The sequence below is a fragment of the Vibrio rotiferianus genome (genome assembly GCF_002214395.1).
In the GTDB taxonomy this organism is placed as follows: Bacteria; Pseudomonadota; Gammaproteobacteria; order Enterobacterales; family Vibrionaceae; genus Vibrio; species Vibrio rotiferianus.
This window is the reverse complement of sequence record NZ_CP018312.1, coordinates 90,537-102,623: the sequence shown is the minus strand read 5'-3', so window position 1 is coordinate 102,623 and position 12,087 is coordinate 90,537. Positions and strand designations below refer to the sequence as shown.

Here is a 12,087-nt window from a genome sequence, read left to right as displayed (position 1 = left end):
AGTTACTGCGGAAGAAGGCGAACAAAATCTCCTTCCTCAACCAAGAGTGCATCCGCCAATTCTGGGGCTAGCACTACGCTTTGCGTTTCTGCGTCATACGCCGCTTTCGCTGCCGCAGCGCGGAAGTTCTCGAATGATGAGTTACACATCAAGAAATCTTGTGTGCTGGTATGCTCCGAGATTTTGACTTGTGCGCGGAATGAGTGGCGTACCGATTCGATATTGCGTAGGTCACACTCCACCGTTGGACCACCATCGAAGATGTCGACGTAACCACGGTTGGTGAAGCCTTCGTTCTCTAGTAGCTTCAAAGCAGGGCGCGTGTTGTCATGCACTTGACCAATCACGGCTTGCGCTTCTGGGCTCAGCAGGTTGATGTATATTGGCAACTTCGGCATCAAGTCAGCGATAAAGCCTTTCTTGCCGATACCCGTTAGGTAATCTGCCAGAGTGAAATCGATAGAGAAGAAATGCTCTTGAAGCCACTGCCAGAATGGTGAGTTACCGTTCTCATCTGACACGCCACGCATTTCAGCAAAGATGGTTTCCGAGAAACGCTCTGGGTGCTCTGCCATCATTAAGAAACGACACTTGGACATCAGACGCCCATTCAAGCCACCACGGAATTTCTCACGTAGGAACAAGGTGCAGATTTCGCTGTTACCCGTGTAGTTATTACCAAACGTCAGCAGCTTAACCACGTTATTTACGCCAAGCTTTGGTGACGAGTGCACCACTTTACTAATGTGGTAAGAATAAAAAGGCACATCCCAGCCGATTGAAGCTTCGATACCTGTGGTGCCTGCGACTTCTCCAGTTTCAGATTCAAAGCCCACCATTAGGTAGCCTTCATCACCGGCTTCCTTCACGTCAGGTTTGCCAAAACTGTATTCTGAGTGTTTGATTCGATTGGTTAACAGTTCTTCGTTAACCGGTAGAGATGTAAATCCATGACCTGACTCAACCGCACACGTGTGCAGCGCGTCATAATCCGACATTGCGATAGGGCGAACTACTAGCATCAATACTCCCTCCAGATGCAAGAAGATCCTAACTATATTGTAGGAACAATACCCCCATCAGAGATCCTTGATGGGGGTTTCTAGGTTGACGATAAACGGAGATCGCGCTTAAACCAGCGTTGCGATCGCTTTATCCAGCTTAGCCAAACCTTCTTCGATTTCTTGTTGTGTGATAACGAGTGATGGTGTGAAACGTACGACATTGGCACCCGCAACCAATACCATGAGACCTTGCTTACCTGCAGCAACCAGTACGTCACGCGCACGGCCTTGCCACTCTTCATTCAGTGCTGCACCAAGCAGTAGACCTTTACCGCGCACTTCAGAGAAGATGTTGTACTTCGCGTTGATCTTCTCCAGACCTTCACGGAACATCACTTCACGCTCTAGTACGCCAGCCAGTACTTCTGGTTTTGCCACTTCATCAACAACCGCTTCTGCAACCGCACACGCTAGTGGGTTACCACCGTAAGTTGAACCGTGCGTGCCCACTTTCATGTGCTCAGCCAGTTTTGCCGTCGTTAGCATGGCACCAATAGGGAAACCACCACCCAGTGATTTCGCTGTGCTTAGGATGTCTGGCGTGATGCCTAGACCTTGGTATGCATAGAAGTGACCAGTACGACCGTTACCAGTTTGGACTTCATCGAAAATCAGTAGTGCGTTGTGTTTGTCACACAGTTCACGAACCGCTTGAGCGAACTCAGGTGTTGGTGGAATGATGCCGCCCTCACCTTGCAGAGGCTCCATCATTACCGCACAAGTACGATCAGACATGTGTGCTTGTAACGCTTCGATATCATTGTAAGGAAGATGTGTCACATCGCCTGGCTTAGGACCAAAACCATCTGAGTAAGCCGCTTGACCGCCCACCGTTACAGTGAAGAAAGTACGACCATGGAAACCTTGTTTAAATGCAATGATTTCCGACTTATCTGCGCCATGAACATCTGCTGCGTAACGACGTGCCAGCTTCAGCGCTGCTTCATTCGCTTCTGCACCAGAGTTAGCAAAGAACACACGCTCAGCAAAGCTGACTTCTGTTAGCTTCTTCGCCAGTCGCAGTGCAGGCTCGTTAGTCATAACATTACTTAGGTGCCAAAGCTTGTTACCTTGCTCATTCAATGCGTTCACCATAACTGGGTGACAATGACCAAGACAGCTCACCGCAATACCACCAGCAAAGTCGATGTATTCATTTCCGTCCTGATCCCAAATGCGTGAACCTTCACCTTTTACAGGGATCATTTCCATCGGGTTATAGCAAGGTACCATTACCTCATCGAATAAACCGCGCTCTACTTTGTTTTCCGTTGTCATTGCACATTCCTTCTTGATACCGCATGCCTAGCAGATAAGCGAATTTAACCGGCACTCTTTGCCAGCAAATAATGTTTTGCATTTAAGCTATTACGGCATTGTATTTACATTTGATTAACCATTTCAATAGTGATTTATTCTTTTCGCATACCAGCGCAGCACCTCATACTCACTATCTATGCTTATTTATGCACCAAGAAACGAAAATAGAGAAGCAATTTTTTATAAAAACCTTGCATGGCAAGGTTCAGAAAGAAATGAGAAAAATGAATAGGACTCGCCTAATTAGCAGAACGCATAGTTTTGCATTCCCATTCCAAGGCGAAAAATATGAAGAATTTGTTAAGAAAAGTGATCGCGATCAGATCATTTAGCGCGCTAGAAAGTTCTCAAGTAGCTCATGACCTTGTTCTGTCTTAATCGACTCAGGGTGAAACTGTACCGCATCAATTGGCAGCGTTTTATGCTGATAACCCATGATTTCATCCATGGCTCCATCAGGTAGTTCAGTCCACGCGGTCAATTCAAACACATCTGGCAAAGTGCCATTTTTCACCACAAGAGAGTGGTAGCGGGTTACCGTCAATGGATTGTTGAGGTTTTTAAACACACTACGACCATTGTGACGAATCGGTGATGTCTTGCCGTGCATCACTTGTCGAGCACGTACCACTTCCCCACCAAACACCTGAGCAATCGCCTGATGGCCAAGACAAACACCTAAAATAGGCAACTTACCAGCAAAGTGTTCAATGGCTTGTAGAGAGATACCCGCTTCGTTGGGGGTACATGGCCCTGGAGAGATCACCAAATGGGTTGGGTTGAGTGCTTCAATGCCTTGGATGTCGATTTCATCGTTACGCACCACCTTTACGTCTGCACCAAGTTCGCAGAAGTATTGGTAAAGGTTGTAGGTAAAAGAGTCGTAGTTATCGATGATCAACAACATAAAAGGTCGGTTGCTCCAATCCGTTTTGGCAATGCTTACGTAGTGAATCGCCACGTTAGTGACAATCAAGGGCGGTATTTTGCTATACCAAGCAAGAAAGGCAAGTTTTTGCTGAATAAAAAGGCCAGCATAGGCTGGCCTTTGGTCTTTACAGCTATTTAGGAACCGTTTGTCAGGAAATAAATCCGCTTAGCGACGACGGAATAAACCTAGACCTAGCAGCGCAAGTAGCGCACCGAAGCCAAATGAACCGCCATCATCATCGTCTGATGGGTTAGTGCTCGATGGCTCTAGCGTAACATCGCGAGAATCGCTGAACTTGACCGTGTTACCCGTAGAGTCTGTCACTTTCTCTTCTAGAACGTACTGACCTTCTGCTGGTGCTTGATCGAATTCCACATTTGCACTGCGAGCATCAATGTCTGTTTGTGTCAACGTTGCACTTGCTGTGTAGCCACCTTCATCTGACGTTGATGATGCTGCTTGAGCTGCTTTCGTTAGACTTACCGTCACGATATCACCTACCACTGCGTTTGGCGGCAGACGTACTTCTACAGCCAGGTTGTCACCTGAACTTGGTAGTGTGATGTCCGTATCTGGGAAATCAATCGCGATGATCACTGGATCATGGTCAGACGCTGAGAATGCATCTTTGTACTTCGGCATATCACCTGTGTACTTGCTGCTGTATTCAAACAAGTTACTTTCTAGTGAGTTGATGTGCCAGTCTTCAATCGCCACCACTTTTTGCGCCAAGCTGTTGCTTGCTAATGCGTGGTCTAGGTTACCTAGCTCACCAGAGTAAGTGTATGAGAAAGTATCAGCACCATGCAGCACGGTATTCAGGTTGTGGTAACCGTAGCCTTTTTCAATTTTGGTCTTCTCTACTTGAAGTTCACCACCACCAATGGTTGTGTAAGCTGCAGTGTAGATATCACGGCCGTATTTCTCTTTCGAGTAATCAGTCAGTGTAAGCAGAGGATCTTCCATGCCGTACGCGTTCAGGTCACCCATCACTAGCACGTCACCTTCAATGCCTTTCAGAGCGTCACCCACAACGTTAGCAGCAGAAACACGGAAGTTGTTACAGTTACCTTGCAGATCCGCTGGCTCAGAGTCTTCTACGCCTGCGATCCACTCTTCAATACATTCAGAACCTTTCGATTTGAAGTGGTTAACAACAACAGATAGATCTTTACCTGTCTCTTTCACCGTGAAGGTTTGTAGCAAGCTATGACGCTGGTACTTGTCGTAAGCTGGGTTACCTTCTGCACCGTCATTACGCGTAATAGTGTTTTCTTCGATGTGTTGCTCTGGCGTCACAATCACTTTCGCCGCTTCTTTTGGCGTCACCGCGTTAGCACGGTATAGGATCGCCACCATGATCGCATCACTACCAAAGTACTCGTCTTGGTATTTATCTTGATCCGCGATTTCAACGTAAGTGTAATGATCTTCTGTATCTTCGATTTCAGCATTCAATGCATCCACCAAGTTCTTCACAGCACTGCTATCACCAAAGCCGTTGTTCTCGACTTCCATCAAACCAATGATGTCAGCGTCCATCTTGTTCATCGCCGCAACGATTTTCGCTTGTTGGATCAGGAACTCGTCTAGGTTAGTCGCACCACGGTTTTGTCCAGTTGGGTTTTCATGACCACTATCAGCTACCGACGTGAAGTAGTTCAGTACGTTGAAGCTTGCAATACGCAAGTCTGAATCCGCAATCGCAGGGGCATCTTTACGAGCCACATCGAAACCTTCACCTGAAGTGACGAAGTTGGTGTTATCGACTTCATTAGTCGCAATCAGGCGGTATTCATTGTAGCTATAAGCTACCACGCCCTGTAGACCTTCTACTCTCGAACCAAGGCGAATATGCTGCTCAGAAGAGCCATCTTGGTCTGCATCTTTAGCAAAATCTGGGTAGTAAGGGATTTGACCGCTTGGCGCTTTACCATCAGATTCTAGGTATACGCGGTTTGCAGCATTGTCTTTTGCAAGTTCAACCGCTGCATCACTTTCTGCAGCATGCAGTTGAGTCGGTTTAAATAGAGGCGCTTCATGCGAAAGCATCATGTTGTTACGACGTGAATCATAGTCGTAAGAGAAGTTACGAGTCACGAACAAGTCGCTCGCTGATTTCAACTCAACTTGCATGCCTTCATGACGCTCTAGCGCGTCACGTAGAGTCTCGCCTTCTTTGATGATGAGATCGGTAACAAGATCGATATCCGAAGTACCCGTCTTCACATAGCTATTGGCATCAGAAGCAAGCTGAGTATTGCTGTAGTACTCTTGAACCTTACCCTTCACACAAACAACATCGCCTGCTTTTAGGTTGGTATCAGCAGCATCAGTATGGATAAATAAGCCTTCCGAGGTCTTATCGTTGTTGTCGTTCTCTAGCGCTTGTAGGTAGAAGCCTTTGGTCAAGCCTGTTGTTACTGCCGTGACGACACCAGTAACAAAGTGGTCTTCTTCTGTGATGTACGGGTAGCCATCAATAAATGGAGACGTCGAACCTTCACCTTGAATATCTTGAATAGTAGTAAAGCTCGGTTGTTGACCGTCTACTTCACAAGCGAATGGTGCCGGTGGCTCAGTCGCGTTTAGCTCACCAAGACCATCAATATTGTCTTTTTCGAACGCCGTCCATTGTGATGCATCATAAGTAGCAGAAGGGTTTAACGCATCACTGTTACGAATCAATGTGGTGTCTTTACCAAAATCTACGTCACCCATCACACCGATGATGTCGTGCACTTCACCATTTTTAAGCAACGCGATCGGGTCATCGCCATTAAAGTTCGCTACGCTTTTATCAGTATGATCCGCTACCGCTTTAATCGCATCGCTCGCGTCACCATGAGCCAGTACATACACTTGGTTAGCTTGTAGCGTCACTTGGCTTAAGTCGACTGTGCTGTCCCAAGTACCGCCACCGTTTGATGATTTTGCCAGTTCATAGCCTGTTAGCGTTACCGCCGCATCGCCCGTGTTCGCGATTTCAACGGCTTTATTGTATGAACCGCCTTCAACATACTGGGAAAGAATAATTTCAGCATTAGCGTTGGCACTAAGTGCGCTGGCAATCGTCAGTGCAAGTAAAGAGGGTTTGATTAACGTATCCATTGTCGTACCTGATATTTATTTAAATGCAAACTAAGCCCTGAGCAGAGCCCACCATTTGTGCCTACTATCAGGTTTATTTATGAAATAAATAAGAAATACCAGCAAAAGCCGTGAAATATGTCACAAGCGGATAGTCGAAATTATGCCAGGGCAGATCCTTTAAACAGTTTCTGTAACAAATACAATAACTAAAGATGTTAGAAGTTAAAGTTAGAGTTGTTGCTCAGTTTTAGTTTCTCTCGCATGTTATATGGATAATTAAGATAAAAAGCTCATTACTTTAAAACTAAAGACAGGTTTATTTCTGCTCATTAGTAAACAGACATAAAAAAAGCTCCACCAATGGTGGAGCTTTTTTGTATTCGAGTTTTGCCTATGGGCGAGCGACAAAACCTACTGCTTCGTACGCTTTCTTCAACGTTTCAGCCGCGCGAGCTGACGCTTTTTCAGCGCCTTGCTTCATCACTTCGTTCATGTAAGTACGGTCAGCGCGGATGCGGTGGTATTCAGCCTGAATTGGCTCAAGCATAGCAACCAAGGCTTCACCAACGTCTTTCTTGAATGGACCGTACATTTCAACGCCTTGGTATTTCGCTTCAATCTCTTCAAAGCTCATGCCTGTTGCCGCAGAGTACAGACCCATTAGGTTAGAGATACCTGCCTTGTTGTCCCAATCGTGAGCGATACGCGGTGGCGTTTCTGTGTCTGTTTGCGCTTTGTTGATCTTCTTAATGATCGACTTAGGCTCTTCCAGCAGCGTGATAACGTTCTTACGGTTGTCATCTGACTTAGACATCTTCTTGGTAGCGTCTTGAAGGCTCATTACACGCGCGTTTACCGTTGGAATGTAAGGCTCTGGTACTTGGAAGATTGGCTGCTCTGGTGAGTAGATGTTGTTAAAGCGGTTAGCAATATCACGCGCTAACTCGAGGTGTTGCTTCTGGTCGCTACCTACTGGCACTTGGTGTGCGCCATACAGAAGGATGTCTGCCGCCATCAGTACTGGGTAGTCAAACAGACCAACATTTACATCACCAAACTGGCTTGAGCTGTCGTTTGAGTAACGTGCAGATTTGTCTTTAAACTGAGTCATACGACCCAGTTCACCCATTTGGGTGTAACAGTTAAGAAGCCAACCAAGTTGAGCATGCTCTGGTACGTGTGACTGAACAAATAGCGTGCTCTTCTTCGGGTCAACACCAACTGCCAGACAGATCGCCAGTGCGTCTAGAGTCGCTTCATGCAAAGCTTTAGGATCTTGACGAACCGTAATCGCGTGAAGGTCTACCACACAGTATTGGCAATCATAATCGTCTTGCATCTGCTGCCATTGACGTAGAGCACCCAAGTAGTTACCGATACTTAGTTCACCTGAAGGTTGAACACCACTCAATACAATGGGTTTGCTCATTAGAATGATTCCTTTGACTTCTTAATCTAATTAAATGAAAAAACCGTGCAGCGATAGGCGCACGGCTTACTCAGTGTACTCATTAACGAGTATTTTGGAAGCTCTTTTGCAGCCGTTATGCAGAAACCGCTACGACATCCAATAATTCTGCCAAACTGTCAGCGACGAAATCTGGGTTTGACGACGAAATTGGCTCGCCGTGGTTATAACCGTAAGTTAAGCCAAATGAGGCACAACCTGCATTCTTCGCCGCCAAGATATCGTTCTTCGAGTCACCAACCATCAGCATTTCACTTGGCTGAACTTGGTGTTTTTCCATCAACCAGTTCAGTGCGACTGGGTTTGGCTTTTTCTCTGGGAATGCATCACCGCCAAGAACATCAACAAAGTATTTTGCGATGTCGTGCTTTTCCAAAACGTCAGGCACAAACTTTGAAGGTTTGTTAGTCACCAACGCCATAACAAAGCCCGCTTTATGTAGTTCTGCTAGTGTCTCTTTTACCGTTGGGTAAAGGTGGCTTAGTTTATGACCGCTTTGCTCATAGTAATCATCAAACAGTACACGCGCTTTAGCACGAAGCTCTTCGCTCAGCTCTGGATTGATGGTTAAACTTTGGCTTAATGAACGACCGATCAACACGTCTGCACCGTTACCGACGTAGTCACGAACCTGCTCTTCTGAAACAGACGGAAAGCCCAGCGCTTGAACGGCTTGGTCTGCCGCAACCGCTAAATCCGGCACGCTATCAAGCAACGTACCATCAAGATCGAAGGCGATGAATTTAATGTCTTGTTGAGTCATAACTTCCCTGAAGATTTTTATTTATAAATCGGTGAAAACGACAAAGGATGGCACCCCATCCTTTGTTTTTATCATTATGTCTGACTTTGCAGTAACTATTTGTTTATTAGAAATTTGTCTAGCAATTACTTTGCAGCAATACGCTGACGAACCGCTTCAAACAAACAGATGCCAGATGCCACAGATACGTTCAAGCTTGAAACGCTACCTGCCATTGGGATCTTAATCAAATCATCACAGGTTTCGCGAGTCAGACGACGCATACCGTCACCTTCTGCACCCATTACGATAGCAAGAGGACCCGTTAGTTTTGCTTGGTAGATGTCGTGTGTTGCTTCGCCCGCCGTACCAACAAACCAGATGCCTTGCTCTTGCAGTGTACGCATAGTACGAGCCAAGTTGGTCACTCGGATCAATGGCACGACTTCCGCTGCGCCACAAGCCACTTTGCTTACGGTTGCGTTCATCGGTGCAGAACGATCTTTCGGTACGATGATCGCCGCTGCGCCAGCTGCGTCGGCATTACGTAGACAAGCACCTAGGTTATGCGGATCCGTCACGCCATCCAACACCAATAGTAGCGGTGATTCGTGCTGCGCTAGGATGCCATCAATGTCATTTTCATTAAGCTGTTTCGCAGCTTTAACACGAGCAATGATGCCTTGGTGGTTAGCACCATGCGCTTTGTCATCTAAAGTTTTACGTGTCATTTGTTGAATCGAAACACCACAGACCTGAAGATCATTCAAGATTGGCATTAGGCGATCGTCTTGACGGCCTTTTAGGACGTATGCTTCGATAAAACGTTCTGGTTCACGTTCCAATACCGCTTTCACTGCGTGAATGCCGTAGATAAATTCGTTACTCATTATTTAACCTGTTGTTCTGGTCGTATTGCCTACGCCAACCTACCTCTCTGTATCCAGAATAGATTGGCGATTCAGCCTACTGAGCGTCGCTGTTGGTACGCTTGCTCTTCTTCGACTTACTGTGTGGCTTTTTCTTACGTGCTTTCTTTGGCTTTTTCACGCCTTCAGTGTCGCCTCGTTTCGCTCCACCTTTACGAGGCTTATCTGCTTCTGCAGGCTCTGGTCGCTTAGTGGGCTCAATCGCAGGTATCGCACGCGTGCCGCCTTTCGTTGCTGCACGTTTTTTCTCTTTCGCTTTGCGTTTGGCATCCGCTGCGCGTTTCTTCGCAGTCTTACCTTTGCCACGTAGCTTACGGCTTGTTTCGATTAATTCAAAGTCAATTTGCTTGTCATTTAAGTTAACCGCAAGCACTTTCACTTTCACCGCATCGCCTAGGCGATAGATGTTACCGAAGCTTTCACCGATAAGTCTTTGACCAATCGGATCAAATTGGTAGTAGTCGTTCGCGAGCGTTGAAATGTGCACCAAACCATCAATATGTAGCTCAGTCAGACGAACAAAGAAACCAAAACTGGTCACGTTGGCAATAACACCATCCAGCTCGTCGCCAACGTGGTCTTGCATGTATTCACACTTCAACCAATCAGCCACTTCACGAGTTGCGTCGTCTGCACGGCGCTCTGTCATCGAACACTGCTCACCGTAGAAGTCCATGTCGTCAAACGAGTAGTGGTAGCCACCAGTTGGCGTCCAACGATCTTGGTTACGACCTTCTTCTTTAGCAATCAGATATTTGATTGCGCGGTGAAGCAGCAAGTCAGGGTAGCGGCGAATTGGCGACGTGAAGTGCGCGTAACGTTTCAGAGCTAGACCAAAGTGACCGGCATTGTCTGCGTTGTATACCGCTTGCTTCATTGAGCGCAGCAGCATGGTTTGAATCAGTTCTTTGTCCTGACGCTCTGCGATTTGTTTTACTAAGTCTGCATAGTCGGTTGGTGATGGCTCTAGACCACCTTTCAGATCCAGACCTAGCTCACCGAGGAAATCACGGAAACCTTGCAGGCGCAGTTCACCCGGAGATTCGTGAACACGGTACAACGCTGGCTCTTTCGCTTTCTCAACGTAAGACGCTGAAGCGATGTTCGCTAAGATCATACATTCTTCGATGATCTTGTGTGCGTCGTTACGAACCACCGGCTCGATGCTTTCAATCTTACGATCTGCGTTGAAGATGAACTTAGCTTCAACGGTTTCAAATTCTATCGCACCACGGTTATCACGCGCTTCTTTAAGTACTTTGTACATCGCGTGCAGCTCTTCAAGGTGAGGAACGACAGCGTGATAACGCATGCGTAGTTCTTCATCCCCTTCTAGAATCGCGCCCACTTTGTTGTAAGTCAGACGAGCGTGCGAGTTCATCACGGCTTCGTAGTGCTTGTAACCAGATAGCTTACCGGTGTCAGAGATGGTCATCTCACATACCATACACAAGCGATCAACTTGCGGGTTAAGTGAACACAAACCATTTGATAGCACTTCAGGTAGCATTGGCACAACTTGCGATGGGAAGTACACCGAGTTACCACGGTTGATGGCTTCTTTATCCAGCGCAGTGTCTGTACGTACATAGTAACTTACGTCAGCAATCGCGACCCATAAGCGCCAACCGCCGCTCTTTTTCTTCTCACAGTAAACGGCGTCATCAAAGTCACGAGCGTCTTCACCATCGATGGTCACCAACGGTAAGTCACGCAGGTCGACCCGACCCACTTTCGCTTCTTCTGGAACTTCTTCGCCCAGATTTTCGATTTGCTTATCCACCGCTTCTGGCCAGTCGTGTGGAATCTGGTGGGTGCGGATTGCAATTTGCGTTTCCATACCTGGCGCCATGTTTTCGCCAAGCACTTCAACCACTTTACCCATCATGCCACGTGAGCGAGAGCCACGGTCGGTGATCTCAATCACAACCACATTACCCATACGGGCACCCGCTTTGTGCTCATTTGGGATTAGGATGTCTTGGCTGATGCGCGAGTCATCAGGGACAACGTATGAGTAACCGTATTCAAGGAAGAAACGACCCACGATCTGCGTGTTGCGCTCTTCTAAAACGCGCACAAGACGCCCTTCACGACGACCACGTTTACTGTTGTCGGTTGGTTGCACCAATACGTAGTCACCATGGATGATGTGTTTCATCTGGTGATGTGGCAGCACAATGTCATTATCCTTGCCAACACTGCCTTCTGGACGAACCCAACCATGACCATCTTTGTGGCCAATTACGTAACCTTTCACCATCTCTAGCTTTTCTGGCAACGCGTAGCACTGACGGCGCGTAAACACGAGCTGACCATCACGCTCCATTGCACGCAATCGACGGCGCAAACCTTCGTACTGCTCTTCACCTTCAAGTTGCAGCGCTTCGAACAAATCATTGCGATTCATCGGCACGCCCGCTTCTTCTAGAAACTCAAGAATGAACTCTCGGCTTGGGATTGGATTTTCGTAATTTTTGGATTCACGATCTGCGAAAGGATCGTTTGGAATGTTGTCTGACATAGGCACGCCTATCTAG

The 12,087-nt window shown here is 47.0% G+C and carries 8 protein-coding genes; all 8 read right to left on the bottom strand.

Annotated features, from left to right (window positions below):
* Positions 1 to 2: 2 nt before the first annotated feature.
* The 8 genes from astA to rnr all read right to left on the bottom strand — a co-directional run bounded on the left by astA (position 3) and on the right by rnr (position 12,071).
* The gene (astA, locus tag BSZ04_RS09485; protein WP_010443978.1) at positions 3 to 1,022 is read right to left on the bottom strand and encodes an arginine N-succinyltransferase; all 1,020 of its coding nucleotides are present in this window, start codon (positions 1,020 to 1,022) and stop codon (positions 3 to 5) included.
* Between the two features lie 108 nt (positions 1,023 to 1,130).
* A complete protein-coding gene (locus BSZ04_RS09480; RefSeq protein WP_088880285.1) occupies positions 1,131 to 2,342 on the bottom strand; it encodes an aspartate aminotransferase family protein in 1,212 nt (403 codons plus the stop codon).
* A 370-nt stretch (positions 2,343 to 2,712) separates the two neighbouring features.
* Positions 2,713 to 3,291 carry an aminodeoxychorismate/anthranilate synthase component II gene (locus tag BSZ04_RS09470; RefSeq protein WP_088880283.1) on the bottom strand — a complete coding sequence of 193 codons (579 nt, stop codon included), beginning with the start codon at positions 3,289 to 3,291 and terminating at the stop codon, positions 2,713 to 2,715.
* A gap of 189 nt (positions 3,292 to 3,480) precedes the next feature.
* On the bottom strand, positions 3,481 to 6,426 hold the full coding sequence (locus tag BSZ04_RS09465; protein ID WP_088880282.1) for an ExeM/NucH family extracellular endonuclease: 2,946 nt from the start codon (positions 6,424 to 6,426) through the stop codon (positions 3,481 to 3,483).
* A gap of 373 nt (positions 6,427 to 6,799) precedes the next feature.
* Positions 6,800 to 7,837, bottom strand: coding sequence for a tryptophan--tRNA ligase (gene trpS, locus BSZ04_RS09460; RefSeq protein WP_088880281.1), 1,038 nt, complete (start codon positions 7,835 to 7,837; stop codon positions 6,800 to 6,802).
* 115 nt (positions 7,838 to 7,952) lie between these two features.
* Entirely contained in the window at positions 7,953 to 8,639 is a 687-nt protein-coding gene (locus BSZ04_RS09455; RefSeq protein WP_088880280.1) for a phosphoglycolate phosphatase, read from the bottom strand.
* A gap of 125 nt (positions 8,640 to 8,764) precedes the next feature.
* Positions 8,765 to 9,508, bottom strand: a complete 744-nt coding sequence (gene rlmB / locus BSZ04_RS09450) for a 23S rRNA (guanosine(2251)-2'-O)-methyltransferase RlmB (RefSeq protein WP_010443989.1) — start codon at positions 9,506 to 9,508, stop codon at positions 8,765 to 8,767.
* Positions 9,509 to 9,584: 76 nt separating this feature from the next.
* Positions 9,585 to 12,071 carry a ribonuclease R gene (gene rnr, locus BSZ04_RS09445; protein ID WP_088880279.1) on the bottom strand — a complete coding sequence of 829 codons (2,487 nt, stop codon included), beginning with the start codon at positions 12,069 to 12,071 and terminating at the stop codon, positions 9,585 to 9,587.
* Positions 12,072 to 12,087: the final 16 nt, after the last annotated feature.